This is a genomic window from Bradyrhizobium barranii subsp. apii, assembly GCF_011516635.5.
GTDB lineage: Bacteria > Pseudomonadota > Alphaproteobacteria > Rhizobiales > Xanthobacteraceae > Bradyrhizobium > Bradyrhizobium barranii.
On record NZ_CP096255.1, the window covers coordinates 9,029,822 to 9,047,700 of the forward strand.

11 protein-coding genes are annotated in these 17,879 nt (G+C 58.8%); 5 read left to right on the plus strand and 6 right to left on the minus strand.

Features of this window, described 5'->3' with window-relative positions; genetic code table 11:
• Positions 1-215 precede the first annotated feature (215 nt).
• A complete protein-coding gene (locus HAP41_RS43155) occupies positions 216-518 on the plus strand; it encodes a hypothetical protein (protein ID WP_224580585.1) in 303 nt (100 codons plus the stop codon).
• Positions 519-846: 328 nt separating this feature from the next.
• On the opposite strand, the gene HAP41_RS43160 is transcribed toward HAP41_RS43155, so the two are convergent.
• Positions 847-1,620, minus strand: coding sequence for a crotonase/enoyl-CoA hydratase family protein (locus HAP41_RS43160; protein ID WP_166075510.1), 774 nt, complete (start codon positions 1,618-1,620; stop codon positions 847-849).
• Positions 1,617-2,177: an SRPBCC family protein gene (locus HAP41_RS43165; protein WP_224580584.1), complete on the minus strand. Its 561-nt coding sequence runs from the start codon at positions 2,175-2,177 to the stop codon at positions 1,617-1,619. The genes HAP41_RS43160 and HAP41_RS43165 overlap by 4 nt, the downstream gene beginning before the upstream one ends.
• A gap of 137 nt (positions 2,178-2,314) precedes the next feature.
• Here HAP41_RS43165 and HAP41_RS50825 point away from each other — a divergent pair, with 137 nt between their 5' ends.
• On the plus strand, positions 2,315-2,575 hold the full coding sequence (locus HAP41_RS50825) for a YciI family protein (protein WP_414643355.1): 261 nt from the start codon (positions 2,315-2,317) through the stop codon (positions 2,573-2,575).
• A 559-nt stretch (positions 2,576-3,134) separates the two neighbouring features.
• On the opposite strand, the gene HAP41_RS43175 is transcribed toward HAP41_RS50825, so the two are convergent.
• The 4 genes from HAP41_RS43175 to HAP41_RS43190 form a co-directional block, all read right to left on the minus strand.
• Entirely contained in the window at positions 3,135-5,267 is a 2,133-nt protein-coding gene (locus HAP41_RS43175; RefSeq protein ID WP_166075509.1) for a hypothetical protein, read from the minus strand.
• 114 nt (positions 5,268-5,381) lie between these two features.
• Positions 5,382-5,639, minus strand: a complete 258-nt coding sequence (locus tag HAP41_RS43180; RefSeq protein ID WP_166075508.1) for a hypothetical protein — start codon at positions 5,637-5,639, stop codon at positions 5,382-5,384.
• Entirely contained in the window at positions 5,636-7,543 is a 1,908-nt protein-coding gene (locus HAP41_RS43185) for a DUF1036 domain-containing protein (RefSeq protein ID WP_166075507.1), read from the minus strand. Before HAP41_RS43185 ends, HAP41_RS43180 begins: the two co-directional genes overlap by 4 nt.
• An 821-nt stretch (positions 7,544-8,364) precedes the next feature.
• Positions 8,365-9,465: a hypothetical protein gene (locus tag HAP41_RS43190; RefSeq protein WP_166075506.1), complete on the minus strand. Its 1,101-nt coding sequence runs from the start codon at positions 9,463-9,465 to the stop codon at positions 8,365-8,367.
• 189 nt (positions 9,466-9,654) lie between these two features.
• Here HAP41_RS43190 and HAP41_RS43195 point away from each other — a divergent pair, with 189 nt between their 5' ends.
• From HAP41_RS43195 to HAP41_RS43205, 3 genes are all read left to right on the plus strand, one after another.
• Positions 9,655-17,202 (plus strand): SpvB/TcaC N-terminal domain-containing protein, encoded by a 7,548-nt coding sequence (locus HAP41_RS43195; RefSeq protein WP_248577154.1) that lies wholly within the window; start codon positions 9,655-9,657, stop codon positions 17,200-17,202.
• 149 nt (positions 17,203-17,351) lie between these two features.
• Positions 17,352-17,570, plus strand: a complete 219-nt coding sequence (locus HAP41_RS43200; RefSeq protein WP_248577155.1) for a hypothetical protein — start codon at positions 17,352-17,354, stop codon at positions 17,568-17,570.
• Positions 17,567-17,878, plus strand: a complete 312-nt coding sequence (locus tag HAP41_RS43205; RefSeq protein WP_166075504.1) for a hypothetical protein — start codon at positions 17,567-17,569, stop codon at positions 17,876-17,878. The genes HAP41_RS43200 and HAP41_RS43205 overlap by 4 nt, the downstream gene beginning before the upstream one ends.
• The last annotated feature ends 1 nt before the right edge of the window (position 17,879 follow it).

The following is a 17,879-nucleotide window of genomic DNA, read 5'->3' on the forward strand; positions in this document are numbered from 1 at the left end:
GACAGAGGACAATCGAAGCCCCAGTGAAAAATGGCTGGAAGCGCGTGCGCCTGGCTTCCAGCATCTCCCAATGCCCGACCGACAGGCGATCTTCGACTTCGCCTTTCTGTGGAGCCTCTTTGAATCGCAGGTTATGGACAATTTCGCCCGCGCCGACAGGATCCGCGAACGGGTTGACACATGGTCGGCCGAGGGCACGCTCGCGGCAGAGCTATATGATGGAGAGCTGGCCTATTTCAGGGACCGGTACTTCACCGATTGGCGCGCTGACCCACCATTTCCCGTACCTGGACCTCCGAAAATCCGATCATCCGGAGCTCGTGCAAGCGGTCATCGAAGGCAAGACAAACGACCCGCGCGACCGGGTGCTGGCCCTGCTAATGTTCGGCTTGAGGCTGCGCAACAATCTCTTCCATGGCGCGAAATGGGCCTACGAGCTGCGTGACCAGCGATCGAACTTCACCCATGCAAACAGCGTATTGATGCGCCTGCTCGAACGGCATGGAGTTGCTGCCTAGCAGCCGTGAACGCGGCTCGACGATTTCGCCGAGAAATGGTTTTACGGCTTTACGGGGAACGCCTTCCCCCTGCGTCCGAGCCAGGGTCTCGGCTAACGGCACATGTTCCGGGTCGCCTGCGCCGATATCGCAGGAATCGGTGATTGCGCGGACATGCCACCACCGATACCGACATTCGCTGATGGTGGCCGTTTGACGGGGCGCCTGGCACGGCAGCGCTATCGCTCACGAAATGGCCGCCCTCTGCGCCGTCTCGGCGGCGATGTCTCTGCCGCCGCGCAGTGATGATGTAAACTGCGCGCGGTGTGGCGACCAGACGCGAGACGGGTCAGGTGGGTGGGTTGTGGCGCCAAACTCCCGACGCGAAGCGCTGCAAGCCGCCAACCATCTCGCGGCATTTGATAGTTGCCATCCCACGTTGAAATTCATTGAGCAACGCGTCACGGGCATCGAGCGGCCACTGTTCGTAGCACGACATTCTGTCGCTGCGCATGGCCGCTTGAGGCAGCGTCGAGAGTTTGCGCGCCATGGCCAACGCCTCGGCCAGCGCGTGGCCGGCCGGGACCAGACGATTGACCAAGCCCATGCGATGAGCTTCCTCGCCGGAAACGCCCCGACCCGTCAGGATCATATCCAGCGCGTGACTTTGTCCGATGAGCCTCGCGAGACGTATTGTTCCACCGTCCATCAGCGGGATGCCCCAGCGACGACAAAAAACCCCGAACACGGCGTCCTGCGCTGCGACCCGCAAGTCGCACCAGCAGGCGACTTCCAGCCCGCCGGCCACGGCGTGGCCCTCGATGGCGGCGATCACCGTCTTGCTCAGCAACATGCGCGTGACGCCACAGGGCGCGTCGCCCTCGGGCTCGACCCGAATCTTGCGGGCCGGATCGTCATGCATCATCGACTTGAGATCGTTGCCCGCGCAGAAACGGCCGTTCGCTCCGGTCAGCACCGCCACCGACAGCGAGTCGTCAGCATCGAAACGCCGGAACGCATCGGCGAGGGCTGTGGCCGTCGGGCCGTCGATAGCGTTGGACACTTCCGGCCGATCGATGGTGAGAATTGCGACGGCTCCATCCGTTTCGAAATGGACCGTCATGCTACGTCTCCGATCAAGCCTTGAAGGTTGCAGTGGAAATGGCGAATCGCACCTTCGAACAGGCCGAAAGTAAATGCGTCATTGGCGCGAGCGGCAAGACCGCGCTGCGCGGCGCAGGCCATGTCACGGTCCTCCGCCGCGCCCAGCGCGACAAAGTCCCGCCCCTGCGCGACCGCAGCCCGGCCTTCTTCGTGCCCGGCGAGATTGGACAGCGTGTAAGTGACGATCCGGGTGCGGTCGACAGCGAGCGGCTCTAGAACGGTCATGATCATGTTGGCGGGGAACGTCGCAACCATGACATTCGGAAACAGATGGTAGACATGGGTCAGCATTCCGGAGGTCTTGCGTTCGGCCGGCGGCACCTTCCGAAGCTTCTCGATCCGGCGATACGGAAAACTGATCCGGCTATTGCGCCCGAAGGCTTCGACGACGTTGATGTTGTCGTATTGCAGCGGAAAGAACGTATCGTGATGGGTCGAGCGGATATGGTATCCTTCGAGAAATCCCTCGGCGACGATCTTCCAGTTCGCCGCGAATTCCTGCTCGACGAGACGCATGACGCATTTGTGACGGTTCCGTCAAGCCGATATCGCCGCGCACGCGACCTACAAATAATTTATCCTGAAGATGTCGTTTGGAGGGCGCCCCGTTCGACTGGATGTCGGCGATCCAGCCGCGCAACAGGAGTTAAACGATGCAGTATTTGCTGATGATCTACCAGAAAGAAGCCGAGTACGCGAACATGCGTTCGGCGGCCGGCCAGCAGATGACGGCGGAATATCAGACCTTCACTCAGTCCATAATTCAGAGCGGCAATTTCAAAGCCGGCGACCGGCTCCAGCCGACCACGACCGCGACGACCGACGGTCCGTTTGCGGAAACGCTCGCCCACGATGAGATCGGCAGTCGAGGGAATCAGCTGTACAACGCCATCTGTTTGACAGATTGGAAATGAGGGAGACGCAACTATCGATACCGACATTCAGTTCGGCTTGCGATCAAAACGATGCCTTTTCCGCCTTTGAGTCCGACGTCGAGCGGCTCAAGATTTCTGCGCCATTTTCTTGAACACGAAATCCGTCCTCCGACTCCACGTTCCGAAGCAACGGTTTGCGCGGTGACTACGGGTGACATCGCGAAACTCGCCGCGACAACCGTCGTCGCGCTACGTTCATGTTTGCTGCCCTTTTCGCACAGCTGGATACAGTGGAGAAGCAGAGCGGCGGAGAGAGTGTCAGTCAACCCCCGTTGAAGGATCAAGCATTTTCGACCATTCTAGACCAAAACCCACGGTTTGAGCTACGGCCCGAAATGGGTATTCCGGCGCGGGCAAAAGCCTGACAACTTGCGAAAGGCAAATTGCCCGTCGCACCGCTCAGCCCGATCGCCATCCGTCGGGCAGCCTAGCCAGGTATTCTCGGCGCTGGCACCCTCGCCTGATCGCGATTTACGACGGCGAAACTCAATCGTCCTCATTCAGCCTCGATGCGGCGCCATCGAACGCGATCGGCTTGCTAAAGTAGTTCCTTCTCGAGATCTTTCAGGAGGCAGTCGGCATCGAACACGTTCGTCTTGTCAGTCGCATTTCCGTCGCCGCGGCACTGGCCCGGCAAAGGGTCTTCGACCGAAATGAGATCGACCGTCCCGCCGGATAGCCGCCATCCGAGGGGTAGGTTATACAGCAGCCCGTGAAGTCGGAGGATGCGAACGGTATTTGCCGCATCCGGCGAGATATTCAACGTTTGATCGGCCGAGCGTATCGCCTCGACCGGTCGCGTGCCCCAAGAGTTCAACATCGCCCGGATGGGATCGAGCGGTTCGTGCAATCCGCCGATCGGATCGACGGCTCCGGGAGCCCCCGTCAAAATGATGAGCTTCGGCTCGACTTTGTCCTTCAAGTCAGAAGTCTTGATTGCTGCCATCAGCTCTTGCGCGGTCACCAGCCCCGAATTGTCGTAGTAGCCGCCGTCGACCAGATAGGTGATGTTGCCAGACTTGTCCCTGAACCAGGCCGACGGCGTCACCCAGGGGAAGCGCGCACTTAGGAAGGCTGCGGTACTCAACTTTATGTTTGCAAGCTCTCCGTTTCCCGAGACGGGGAGCATCTTTTGCGGGTCCCTGCCGAAATCAAATGGAGCCATGATCCGCCGCTCGCCGCTCCGGACATCGGTCGTATTCAGAAGCAGAGCCGGCCATTGAGCCTTAGCGTGCCAGTGGCTGGCGAACGAATTTCGCAGGGGATTTTTCGGCGGTGCCAACATCGACGTCGGCCCTCCGCTCGCGAGGTCGGTAGGAGTGTCGAAAGCGCTTTCGAGCGAACGGTCCAAAGCTCTGGCGCGATCGAACACCGGGAAGTCCCGCGGCAGTACGGACTGCAACACGTCGCCGAACAGCAACCCGGAAATCAATGGCGACAGAAGATCGTGATCGAGGATCTGGCTCGCTCGGTTTGCCAGCGAACCGCCGTCGGCAAAGAGCTCGCTGTTGGGTTTGGTCTGATCCTTACAGCGGGCCGGATCGGTGGTCGGCGCCTTGAGCTTCAGCAGGGAGACGAACACGGAGGCTCCGACGCTACCTCCGGAGACACCGCTGATCGCGAAGGTATGCGAACCGAATGCCGCGCATCTGTCCTGAAGGACGCCCAAGACGCGGGCTGTATCATAGGCGGCGTAGATGCCTCCGCCCTGCGCCGCCACGATGTAAAGCGGGTAGCGTTTGGGCGACACATACCGATTCCGATCCGGGCGGCTCTCATACCACTCCGCCAGCAGTTCGTTGAACGAGCGGTTCGCGGACGACGCGACGCTTTCTCCCTTGGAACTGACCGCGCCCGTTTCGACGATATGGTCATTGTTGATGCCTGACCAGGACAGAAGCAGCATCCAGCACGATAGCAAAAAAAGGAATGGAATTTCATACCGAGACGAGAGCGCGGAAAGCTGCGAAAGGATCGCTGTCGCGCACATAAGAAATAGGCCGAGTAACCCGACCGAGCCGATGAATTGTGGTATCGAGACCGGCGCCATCGCGAAGGCGGTCACTAGAATCAAAAAGATGAGTACTGGACCTCGTCGTTCCCAGCGACTGGCAGGCGCGATATCCGCGGGGCTTTTCGCGCGTGGCAAGAGGCAAGCGAGCGAGACCGCGACAGCTGCTAAAAGACCCGCCATGATGTTCATGACGTTCGTGGGCAAGATCAATACTTCGACCGTCTCGCGCATCGCCGATAGCTGGCGGGCGGTCGGGGAAAGACCGACTTGCGCTATCGCTTTGCGCTCCGTGATCACATTGAGAACGGCATCTTTCGGTCCGCCCGGAGTGAACGGAATGGCGCTATAGACGCCCCAAGCCGCAGTCAGCAAAAATGCGACCGCAAGTACGGCTGGAACACTTCGCAGGATTGCTCGCTCCAGTCCAGCGTCGGCCGACTTTGGCCAAAATTGCGACGCGAGACGCCGAGCCCAATACCAGATCGCGAGTGCAGCGCCGAGCAAGCCTAGAAACGCGAATATTGATTCTCTCAAAATCGATAAGTGAGGACAGGTCTTGTCGAAAATGCCCGCGAGGCACCGAAAGTTATATCCATACTGAACATCTTGCGCGACGACGCGATAGACCTCCTCTGTCTGCGGCGGGAAAACGAGCAATCCGCCGCCTATTATCACCACCGTGATCGGGACCCTAACGATCCGAGCCGCACGAAAAGATCTGCCGGCGCAAGAAAGGAAATCGCCTACACAGGATGTGCTCATTGTGCGGGCTCAGCGATCCGGCATGCCGCGCCGCCGGCAGGCATCGTAAGCCTTCCGACAATCCATCAGGCATTTGTCGTCGTCTTTACCGCATTGTGCTCGGCAGAAAGTATAATTCTGATCGCACTGGCCGGGCGCGCTGTCGGTCTCGGCCGCGATGACTTTATTGCTATTGTCCATCAGCAGAATGACGAGTCCAGATCCCGCCAGAATAAGAGCTAGGACGAAGAGAAGCATTCGAAATCGAAAAGCCTGCCGCATACTCATCTATCAATCCTTTTTCCGACGTCCTGAAATAAATTGCGTTGTGGGTTGCTAATGGCCACTCCCTTCGGGAGCGTGCCAAAAATGACGCGTGTCACCATTTGTTCAATTGCGATCCGCGAAAAATTCAACTCGGCTAGGTCTTTGGCGTTAGGCCCTGCCTTCGCGCACGCACCATTTCCGTCCGTTTGGCGGATAGAAAAGTCCGTGGTCTTTCTGACGCAGAACTTTTGCTGGGAAATCGCCCCGGGCACCGCGACCTCGTGGCCGCTCGCGTCACGCGCGTGCACGTAAAACGCGTGACCGGCGTCGATCCCATTGGGGACAATGCAGTCGAAACCTTTCAAGTGATACCACCCCTTCGCGAAGGTGTCGCTCTCCGCCCTGTAGGCGGCGGAAACGGTTAGCGGTGCCCGGGTGACGTTACAAATATGCAGGATGTGATAATCGTTGCGTTTGAGGCGTTCCGCATCCTTGGTGGCGATCGCGAACAAATCAGTCCACTTTTGCTCCATATCGGGCAAGCGAGTATCCATCGGCAACCACATCCACGGCCGGATGATTTTCTGCTTTTCGGATTCTGGCGGCATTCTCGACATGCCAAGCCAAGCGCTCTCGTCTTTATTGACCAGCGACGCGGCGAGGTTGCCGTAGGCCCAAGCACTCCCTGTCGGGTGGTATTCGGCTCTCATGCCGATTAGACGCTGGTTGGCATACAACGAGATGCCGCACAGGGCCTTTTCATCGCCGCCACCATAGGCGTGGTGGGAGTTCTGGTCATTGTTGCCGAGCGCGATACGCTTGATCGTGGATGCCGAGCTAGGCGAGAGCCGCTGTGTGAACTGCTCTATTCCCGATCGCCCCCTATTCTCGATGATGTAGGGCACCGTGCTGGTGTCGGCGAATGTCGTTCGCCTAACTCCGATCGTGTTGCATGCACCAGACAACTGAAAGGGGTTGTGACACATCATCCAAGCGAGATTTTCGCAAGTCCGCCAAGACCAGAACTCTGGAAGATCCTCCTCGAGCGACTTGCGAGATAAGCCGTAGATTTGAATACCCCATACCAGAGCTTGTTCGACGGTCTGGACATGGAAGGCAGACTTGTTGGGCGTAACTAGAAAAGTGAAAAAGAGAGAGGCGGGAAGGAAGGGATCGACATCCGCCGTGCTTAGCATCCGCTCGATCGACTCGCTCGTCGAGAGGTCAGGCGTTCCTAAGCCACTAGGCTGATCGCGGGTCAGGTAATCCCAGCCTTGAAGAAAGAGGATTCGACCCATTGTGAGGCGGCTTTGTTCGTATTCTTTGAGCAACTGATCTTTGGTGATCGTGCCGTCGGGCAGCCCCTCAAGTGTCGGCGCGTGAAAGGACAATATCCCCGTATAATGTAAATACCTGGCCTGCCGTCGGTTGGTCGAAGAGAACCCAAAGTCCCCGTACGGGCCGGCGAACAGCCCGGCGCCCATAAACGCAATGGCGCAGGCCGACTCGCACAGAGCTCCTTGCGGGACGACCGCGATCCAGCGATCCAGGTGAGGGATGAGATCAAGCGCGTCGTGAATCCGGCCGCCCGAACTCGACATGCAGAGCGCTCGGAACCCAGGTTGCTTTTCCAGGGAAGCCAGAACATCGTTATCGCGCTTCAGAGTGGTTCGGGCGTCGAGTTCTTTGACCGCATTTTCGAAATCCGCGACCGTATTGCCGTCGATCGTACCAGACATCACCAGATTGCAGCGTGGCTCGAACTGAATGTCCTCGAGCGGATTATTCAGATAGTCGATATTCTCACGGACGATATCGAAATAGGCGGCCTGAACGGGGGGCGCGGTTGTAGAAACCATCGCCACAACGACCAAGCGGGCGAAAACAGCCAAAATGCGCTGCGTTGATCCTGATAATCGGCTCATAGCTCAAAATCGGTCACAACCAAACTGACGCCGAACAACCATAGGGCGTTAATCAATCGATTTCTATCGAGATTTGGGATATTTTGCTAAATTGAAGCGCGTGCGGTGATGGCGAGGCACCCGGAAGTTTGCGCAACTGTCGTGCGATCGCGCGATCCGCGCCCGCTCCTCCCGCGCGCTCCGAGACTTGACCGCTCAACGTCCGACCGAGCACGAAGAGGGCTAAGTCACGACCTTGAAGGCTGTCGCGATCGTTGCCGCGGCCAGGCCGGCCGACGCCCTGATAGGGCGGCTTCGCATCGAAAAGGCCGGCCGGCCGCACCGGCGACTCGGCGATCGTCCTGTCCTACTTCTATGCAGCGCCGTTCCAACTATGATCTTACGTGACGCATCCGCGAAATCATTGCGATCCGCGAGCGCACGCTCGTCCGCCGCGGCTCTCCGTCAGCCGCAAGGCTTGATACCACTTGCTTTGGCTTTGGCTTCCGCTTCCGAACTTTGCCCAACGATGAAGCCCTTGCTCCAAATGGTGACGATGGAGTTGCTGGCGGACTTCGTATAGCAATAGCTTCCGGATGCCTCCCCAGCGCAGCTTTGGTCGTGCTGAGCGCTCGTCTGAGCCGCGCGGCCGATGCAAGGTGACGCATCACCTCGCTTAGCTGCGGTAAGCCCGGTCGAACCTTGCCTTCGAACGAGTTTAGGATGGTGAATCTTCTATCCTTAAAGGAGGTCACCATGATCGATAGCGCAAGAGACGTTCAAGGCGCTGAGAAAGTCGTCCAGCGGAGAACCTCTACAAAATCAAGATACAAAGATTGTCTTCATTTATTGGCCGGCGGAGTGGGGGGGCCTGCAGGAGCAGTCTGATCTTGTCCTTGAGTCTCCGCCGGCGCTCCTCGAGATTGGTTCGATGTCGGTTCGAAGCGCTGGGACGAACCGCCAACATCAAGATTTGCGTATGCCCCATACTCGGGCAGAATTGTCGCTCGAATACGGCGAATAGCGTTTATCCAGTCTGTCATCTTGTTGGAATCGACTGCTGCCCTGCTTTCCTTCGCATCACATTTGACGCTAAGAATGACTTCCTGATGAAGCTGCCGCAGGTCGAGCAGTGCGCGGGTATTTTGAGTAAGTATCCGCGTCGGATCATAAACCTGCTTTAATCCGGTAAGCGACGTGCCCGTAATCGACAAGGCAATCGCCAGAAACGCGACCCATCTAAAGCCGGATCCCGGCCCCCACAGAGCATAGGAAAATCTGACACCGATGGAAGATTTATCGAGAGTCTTCTTGTCTTCGTCCGACAGTTCGACAGCCCTTGTTTTTCCCTGCAAAGTGACGAAAAGGGTCGCCAAGGCAGAAATGATCAGGGTCGTGACCCCGAGGCGCTGAACCCACGGGACATTCGAATTGGCCCCATCAGCCGCAGAAAGCCGGGCTCGCGCAATTGAATCACTGAGCGACAGAAGATCCTGATCAGTGCCCGTGAGCACCAGCGGCTTGACGTCCTTGTCGCGCGTGGCAAGCAGCGCTTCTTCACCTTCCTTGGCAACAAAGACATGATTGCCCGATGGCGCCAGATCGAGGAGCAAGGCGCTGAAATACTGGCGCGGCATCGCGTCCAGCACGACGTCGGACAACTTCTTGCAGCTGAATACCGCATACGCAAGCAGCCGATGATCAGACCGCGCACCCCACCATTCGTCAGTCGCGGAAGCTTGCGATTTCAATCCATTGGTGAAGTAGGCTTCGGTTTGCTGCGGAGTCTTCGCTTGGCCGGCTGTTGACGAAGTGTCGGTTTTGGGTGCGAAAGGTTGCACTGCATAACGATTGGCGACGAACAAGGTGCCGACAATGAGCACCGCAACGAGCACAATGCCGATAACCGACAATATCAAAGGTCGCACGAAGCGATTTTGCAATTCTGGCTCTCCTGGAAATGGCGACGACATTAAAATCCCCCTACGTTGTACATTGATTTTGCTCTACTTTAGCGCTACCGTCTACCGTTTGGCGGACGGCAAGCGCCAGTCTGTGGGGGTTTTTGGGGTGGGAGTCGCTGGGCTCGTATCAGCAATCGTGTTGCGTTATTGCGCCGGTCATGACTGGTCATGAGACCGGCTCATTCCAGCCAAAGCGGCAGCAGCGCCAATGAACCCGACCTGTCGGCCTCGCGGGATTCAGCATCTATTTCCGTCCCTTCGCTGAGCCTTCCAAAGGGCGGCGGCGCTCTAAGGGGAATCGGCGAGAAGTTCTCAGTCAACGCATGTACAGGGACGGGAACGACTGCAGTTCCGTTACCCTTCCTGCCGACCCGCGGAGAACTCCAGCCAAGCCTGACGCTGTCCTACGATTCCGGCTCAGGCAACGGCTCCTTCGGAGCTGGCTGGCAACTCGACATCGGTTCTATCTCGCGCAAGACCGATAAGGGATTGCCGAAATATGAAGATGTTGCTCCGACCGATGTTTTCATCTTTTCCGGCGCCGAGGATTTGGTCCCGGTGCTGCCGGAGAATCTCCAGAGCAGAGACGGATACCTAGTGCGTCGATTTCGCCCGAGGGTGGAGGCTGGGTTCGCGCGGATCGAATGGTGGGTTCATTCAGACATCCCGTCGCACAACCATTGGCGGGTGATCTCGCGCGACAACGTGACGCATATTCTCGGCTTCTCGACGGACGCGCGCATCGCCGATCCGTCGGATGCCTCGCGCGTTTTTCAATGGCTCCTTGAGTGTTCTTTCAACGACAGGGGAAGCGCTGTTGTTTATCGCTACAAGCCGGAGAATTTCGAGGGTGTGGATGTCAACGATCTCTCGGAAGCTCACCGACTTCAGGGAATTTGCACGGTAGCCGGGTCTCACCTCGAGTCGATTTCATACGGCAACATCGCGCCCTTTTTTGCGGAAGGCGGGTCGAACTATTGGCCGTCCGTCGAAACCCTGATCGCTTCGGCAGAGTCCTTTTCAGAGCATTGGCAATTCCGCGCCTTTTTCGATTACACCGCTCGCGGGCTTGAGCACTTCAAGCCGGACAACAGCAACTGGCTGGCGCGCCGTGACCCGTTCTCAAGCTACCGGGCCGGGTTTGAAGTTCGTTCGTATCGTCTTTGTCAGAAGATCCTGTTCGAAACGAGCGTCTCGATCGAGATTGAGGGGCGCGAAACAGGCTACGCAGGAATTACGCACGCGCTCATGCTTCAATACCAGGAGCCTGCAGCGGGCACGGCGGTGAATAGCGGCCAAGGCTCGCCGATCCTGACCAAACTCGAATCGATACAACAGCTGCATGCTCGCCGGAAGAGTGCGCAAGGATCGAATCCGCCGACCTACGAAACGACCCCGTGGCCGCCGCTGGAGTTCGAGTACTCGATCAGCGGTGCAATGGAATTGCAGCAAATCTCGCCGGCGAACGCGCCAGCGCTTCCGGAAGGCATTGATGGTGCCCGGTATGAATGGGTTGATCTGGATGGCGAAGGCATTCAAGGCGTACTTTCGCGCCGCAATGACGCATGGTGGTACGCGCCAAACCGCTGGACCAGCAACTCGACGCCGGATGCAGCGCCGAACGAACCAGCCACCGGTGGGGCATTCGCGCCGCAGAAGCCGTTACGGCTGCAAGCTGCGACCGCGATCGGCAATGCAACGGCCCAACTGGTAGATCTTGCGGGTGATGGCTCACTGGACGTTCTCGAGCGTTCATCGGGCGCCACGTTTTTCTATGAACGGAACGACTCGGGTGGCTGGGAACGACCCAGACCTTTGCCGCGTCATCCCGCATATTCTCTCGACGACCCCAATCTGCGGATGATCGACCTCGATGGCGACGGCCTCGCCGAGCTGCTCATCACGGAGGACGATTGCCTGGTCTGGCAGGAAGCGCTGGGGGAAGCGGGTTACGGTGCAGTGCACCGCGTAGCCAAGGTGCTCGACGAAAGACGCGGACCGCGATGTGTCTTTAGCGAGGTAAACCAGACCGTTTTTCTCGCCGACCTGTCTGGCGACGGTTTGACGGACATCATTCGGATTCGAAACGGAGACGTCTGCTACTGGCCAAATCTTGGTTACGGCAGGTTTGGCGCTCGTGTCACCATGGATTATGCGCCCGTTTTCGACACCATCGACCAATTCGACCCGAGGCGAATTCGGCTTCTGGATGCGGATGGATCCGGGATGGCCGACCTGGTCTACCTCGGGCGCAAAGGCGCTGCCTTTTGGGCAAATCAATCTGGAAACAGCTGGTCTGAGCGACGCGAGATTCCGTTTCCGATCCCGCATTCCCTGGCGACCGTGACAGCGGCCGATTTCTTCGGTCGGGGAACAGACTGCCTCGTTTGGTCATCCCCTGCACCGGGAGATTCCGCCGCTCACTTCCAGGTCGTTGACCTGACCGGCGGTATCAAGCCGCATTTGCTGACGTTGGTCCGCAATAATATGGGAGCGGAAACTGCGCTTTCCTATTGCAGTTCGACGCATTTCTATTTGAAGGATCTGGCGGACAGAAAGCCCTGGATCACAAGGCTCCCGTTCCCGGTTCATGTGATCGAAGCGGTCGAAACACGGGACCTGATCGGCAGAAATCACTTCGTTTCCCGATACGCCTATCATCACGGATATTTCGACGGAGCTGAGCGCGAATTTCGCGGCTTCGGCATGGTCGAACAATGGGACACGGACGAAATCGGCGCGCTATCGTCTGCCGGGGACGCAGCCGATAACTGGGAGTCAGCGAGCTATGTGCCACCGAAGCTGACCCGGACTTGGTTTCACCACGGCGCCTGGAGCCTCGACAATTCGCTGACCGCTGCTTTCAAGACGTCCTACTGGGACGGTGATGAGCGAGCCATCCATCTGACGGAAAGCGCCATTCCAGAGGGCCTCAGCGTCGACGAGGAGCGTGAAGCTCATCGCGCGCTGCGCGGCCGCATGCTGCGACAGGAGATTTATTCGCTCGATGCCGACGACGATTCGGCGCAGGAGGTCCGAGAACGGGCCGCTCGGCCGTACGAGACGATCGAACAAAATTTTACCATCCGCACGCTGCAGCCACGCGGCAGGAACCGCCATGCGGTTTTCTTCGTTCATCCCCGTGAAGTGCTGCATGCCCACTACGAGCGCATCGCCCCGTCCGATCCCCGCGTCGCGCATGCCCTGACGCTCAAGGTCGATGCATTTGGCAACGTCGAGCAGTCCGTCGCTATCGGATATGGTCGCCGCCTTCCGCCCAAGCCGGACGATCTACCTCAGTCCAAACCGGACGTTCCAGCTCAGCCCAAGCCAGGCGGTAAAAAGGACAAGCCGCCGCCGCAGCATCAGCTTACACCCGCGGAAACCACCGCCCAAAATCGTACGCTACTGACTCTGAACGACAGTATTTTCACCAATGCCATTGAGAATCTGCCGGACGAATGGCGCACTCCCCTGCCCGCCGAAGAGCGCACATACGAACTCACTGATTACGAATGGCAAAATGCCAAGGCGGAAAATGGCAGCGGGCTGACCTTCGAGCTCCTGCAGGATGCGGTTGGGCAACTCGACGCAATCGAGGAAATCGCATACGAGGCCACTGCAAGCTATGCGAAGCGACAGCTCAGGCTCGTCGAGCACCATCGTACGTTCTATCGATCCAACGACCTCAAAATCCTTTTGCCGCTCGGCCGTCTGGAGTCGCTCGCCCTGCCGGGCGAAGCCCTCAAGCTGGCGCTGACGCCTGGCCTGCTTGATTTGTACAAAGACAATGCCGGTTCCGATGATGTGTCCGGCTATCTTCGGGATCGATCGGCGGGCTACGCCGAGCCGGAAGGCGACCATCATTTCTGGATACCATCCGGCCGGACGTTCTTCTCGCCCGATGCGTCAGGCACCCCGCAGGGATCGGCCGCGGAGCTGGCTTTTGCCCGCAAGCGATTTTTCCTGCCGCACAGATTTGTCGACGCATTCGGCAACGCAACATGGGTGGCGTACGACGACGCCATTTTGCGCATCGCAGAGGTCACCGACGCTGCGAAGAACACGACGCGCGCGACGTACGACTACCGCGTACTGCAGCCCCGGCTTCTGATCGATGCCAACGACAACTATCTCGCCGCAGCATTCGACCTACGGGGGCTAGTGGTTGCGACGGCGGTCCTGGGACAAAGCACGCCGGTCGGCGAGTTCGGCGACACCCTGGAAAGCCTGAAGCCCGACCTCAGCCCGGCTGAGGTCGACGCTTTCTTCAAAGATCCGGTCGGCAAGGCAGAAGATCTGCTCGCCGGCGCCACCACCCGGTTTGTCTACAACGTGATGCGGTTCTACGATGCCGACGCTACCGAGAAGGCCGCGTCACCGGTATTTTCCGCCACTCTCGAGCGGCAATTCCATGTCAACCGGCCGTTTGCGAACAGTGCCATCGCACGTCGGCATGCCGGACTGGAAAACTTCGTTCTGGCCGATCATATCCAGTGCCGCTTCAGCTATTCCGACGGCTTCGGCCGCGAGATTCAGCGGAAAGTTCGCACCGCACCCCTGATCAAGGACAATCCTGCGCAGACCAAGCCCCGCCGCTGGGTGGGCAGCGGGTGGACCATCTTCAACAACAAGGGGCAGCCGGTCCGGCAGTATGAGCCGTTCTTCCACGAGGACCAGGGCGCCGGTTCGCGTCCTCATGACTTCGAATTCCGCCGCACCGAAGGGGTCAGCCCGATCCTGTTCTACGATCCGCTCGGACGCGTGGTCGCGACGCTGCATCCCGACAACAGCTGGGAGAAGGTGGTCTTCGATCCCTGGCTCCGTGACGCTTGGGATCGCAACGACACGGTCGGCAACGATCCGCTCAACGATCCCGACGTGTCCGCGTTTTTCAAGCGACTGGCCCCCGTCGACTGGCCTTTGATCGGCACGGCATCGCCGACATGGTATAACCAACGCACGCTGTCTGAACCCAACGATAAAGCAGAATGGCGGCCCAAGCAGGAGACACGAGCGGCAGAGCAGACCGCTGAGCACGCCGGCACCTTCACCACGACGCAGTTCGACACGCTGGGACGCGAGTTCCTCGTCGTTACCCACAACCGCTTTGTCGATCCCCGTTCAAATATGGCAAAGGAACAGTTCTCGCACACGCGGACCGTCCTCGATATCGAAGGCAACCGCCTCGCGGTGATCGATGCGCTCGGCCGCCCCACCATGACCTGGAAATACGATATGCTCGGACGTCCGCTGCAGGAGAGCAGCATCGATGCCGGAAGCCGCTGGACGCTACCGGATGCGGCCAGCCAGCCGATGTACCGCTGGGACGAGCGGGATCATTTCTTCAGGCACACCTACGACGCGCTGCGGCGGCCGTCTGAGAACTGGATCACCAGCGGACACAAATCGCCAGACACCCATACTGACGCGATCTGCTATGAGCGCCTCACCTATGGCGAGCAGCCGGGGGCGCCGGCGGACGCCAATCTGCGCGGCCGGGTCTGGAAGCATCACGATACTGCCGGCCTGGTGACCGTTGGAGGCTACGACGCCAAGGGCAACCTGGTCGCTTCGACGCGACAGTTTTGCCGCGACTACAAATCGACGCCCGACTGGTCCGCCAACCCCGCACTCGACACCGAACCGCTCGCATCGAGCACGGATTTCGATGCGCTCAACCGCCCGATCCGGCTGGTGACGCCCTATGCGTCGGATTGCCCGACCTTTCGGCGCTACAATGTTGCCGGCCAGTTGTTCGGCACCACCGTCAGGACGGCGCCGGAGGCGTTCCTGATCGTACGGGGCATCGACTACAACGCGCGCGGCCAGCGTCGCATCGTGCAATACGGCAACAACCACGACGGCTACGGCCTGCGCACCACCCTGAGCTATGACGAGAAGACGTTCAGGTTGTCGAGCCTGATCACGGTCGACAAGGATCCGGGAAGCTCGGCGGCCGCCTATCAATCGCTCGACTACGTCTACGATCCCGTCGGCAATATCACCGCAATCCAGGACCGCGCCCAGCAGACCATCTATTTCAAGCGAAAGGTGGTCGAACCTGACGCGAACTACGCATACGATGCGCTGTACCGGCTGACATCCGCGAAGGGACGCGAACATATCGGACAAAACCTTCAGCCAAACCTTCCGCCAAATGCATGGGATTCCCATCGCATGGGCGCGTTTGACGGAAACTGCAACTTCACCAGCTTTGCCAATCCGAACGATCAGAAGGCGATGCGCATCTATACGCAACGTTACGCCTATGATCCGGTCGGCAATATCGAGGAGATGCAGCATCAGGTCGATGCGCAGACATTGTGGCGGCGCGTCTACCACTATGAGCTCGTCGCCGGATCGCGCGACAAGAAATCGAACAAGCTGATCCGTACCACGATTGGCAGCTCGACCTTTCAGTACGATTACGACGCGCATGGCAGCATGATCACCATGCCGCATCTGCCGAAAATGGAAACCGATTTTCGCGATCAGTTGCGCCTGACCATGCGCCAGAAAGTCAAATGCGACGCGGATCGTCCCTTTTCGCGGGGCGAGGTCACCTATTACGTCTACGACGGCAGCGGCGAACGCGCCCGCAAGGTCACCGAATTCGACGGCAAGAAGGTGAGCGAGCGCCTCTACATCGGATCGAGCGAGATTTACCGTAGTTACAAGGCGAACGGCGACGATCTCGCGGCCGAACGGCGATCCCTGCACGTCTCCGATGGCGAACGGCGCTTCGCGCTGTTCGAAACCCTCACAAAGGGCAGCGACACCGCCGCCAAGCAGCTGATCCGCTGCCAGTTCCCCAACCACCTCGGCTCCGCCTGCCTCGAAACTCAGTTCGAGAAGAAGGCGCCGGTAATTTCCTACGAGGAATTCCACCCGTTCGGCACCACCGCCTACCAGGCTGTCAATCCCGCAATCAAGGCAGCGGCCAAGCGCTTCCGTTTCACCGGCAAGGAGCGCGATGAAGAGAACGGGCTGAATTATCATTCGGCGCGCTATCTGGCGACGTGGCTCGGGAGATGGGTATCGGCGGATCCGGAAGGGATTAAGGACCACATCAACGTTTATCAATACGCGCAAAATGATCCGATCGGCGGCACCGATCCAACGGGTCGATGGACCTGGGGCCAGGCTGCAGTTGTCGGTGCCGTTGTGGCCGTCTCGGTTGCCGTTACCATTCTGACAGCCGGGGTTGGCACCGTTGCGGTAGCAGCTGCCGTGTCAGCAGTTGGCGGCGGCACTACGACTGCCGCTGCGACGGCCTTTCTGGGCACCGTTGCCGTTGGGACCCTCACCGGCGCAGCGGGCGGCGCAGCTGCCGATTTGACCGCGCAAGCTCTTAGCGAAGGGCCCATCGATACCAATCGCATCAAAACAGCTGCCATAAGCGGCGGGGCATCGGGCGGAATTTTAAGCCTCATTCCGGGCGTGGCCGCGGCGCGCGCGACCGCGCAGGCAGTTCGAACGGGAAGCATGGCCGCGCAAGCCATCAAGGCCACCCAGAGCGCAACCGCGAGCCTCGGGCGACAGATCGCCGTGAGCGCAGTAAAGGGCGGCGGTGCGGGTGCCTTGGGCGGCGCCACGCATGAAACCGCACGGCAATTTGCCAGCGGCGAAGCGCGAAGCTTGAGCGACTTCGGATCAATGACATCGCTGCAGCGACCGGAACAGGACTGGCCTTTGGCGCTGGCGGAGCGGTGATCGCGACCTCGGGGAAGGCAGCGATCGCTAAGATACGAGATGTCATCTCGGGAAGCATTTCCCCGGGGCCCCCCACAGCTCCTGCCCCCAAAGAATTAAGTGCCCTGCTCGCAAAGGCTGAACGGACGGGAGGCCATCCGAATCAGCTGATGGCTACATTGGATGACGGCACTCGAGTTCTTTTCCGGAAGGATTTCGGCGAAAGCGCACACCCGTTGGGTGGCCCCTTCAAGGGCATGGGCAACATTGATCATTATAATATTGAGATTCAGTCTGCCGCCGGAAAACAGCTGGAGAACATTCACATTGTTCCAGATGGAAAGGGTGGCTTTACCTGGTGGGCAAAAGATGGAGTCATCAAACGATGAACGGCCTTAAGGATGTGGTTATCCTGAAATCAGATGGAAGCGACATTCCATCTCAACAAGTCCTCGACGATGATCATCATTCCGTTAAGGCGTCAGCTGACGCCAAGACGTCCGACATAATACTCGAGTTCTCCTCACGTTTGGCACTCTATGAGTTTGCGAAGTCCCTCCTGCACGAAGCAGTATTTGGCTCCACGGGCCAAAAGGAGTTCTATCCTCTAATATCAAATGGAAAACCGTTAGTCGTTGAAGGTGCACGTTTGACTGAAGACAGTTCGCGTGTATTTGCGTTTTACCCTCGCGACTAAG

Bases quoted from the DNA above. Each gene is read 5' to 3' on its own strand.
- HAP41_RS43180 (WP_166075508.1), bottom strand. From the start codon at position 5,639: ATGAGTATGCGGCAGGCTTTTCGATTTCGAATGCTTCTCTTCGTCCTA.
- HAP41_RS43155 (WP_224580585.1), top strand. From the start codon at position 216: ATGATGGAGAGCTGGCCTATTTCAGGGACCGGTACTTCACCGATTGGC.
- HAP41_RS43165 (WP_224580584.1), bottom strand. From the start codon at position 2,177: ATGCGTCTCGTCGAGCAGGAATTCGCGGCGAACTGGAAGATCGTCGCC.
- HAP41_RS50825 (WP_414643355.1), top strand. From the start codon at position 2,315: ATGCAGTATTTGCTGATGATCTACCAGAAAGAAGCCGAGTACGCGAAC.
- HAP41_RS43185 (WP_166075507.1), bottom strand. From the start codon at position 7,543: ATGAGCCGATTATCAGGATCAACGCAGCGCATTTTGGCTGTTTTCGCC.
- HAP41_RS43205 (WP_166075504.1), top strand. From the start codon at position 17,567: ATGAACGGCCTTAAGGATGTGGTTATCCTGAAATCAGATGGAAGCGAC.
- HAP41_RS43200 (WP_248577155.1), top strand. From the start codon at position 17,352: ATGGCTACATTGGATGACGGCACTCGAGTTCTTTTCCGGAAGGATTTC.
- HAP41_RS43160 (WP_166075510.1), bottom strand. From the start codon at position 1,620: ATGACGGTCCATTTCGAAACGGATGGAGCCGTCGCAATTCTCACCATC.
- HAP41_RS43195 (WP_248577154.1), top strand. From the start codon at position 9,655: ATGAGACCGGCTCATTCCAGCCAAAGCGGCAGCAGCGCCAATGAACCC.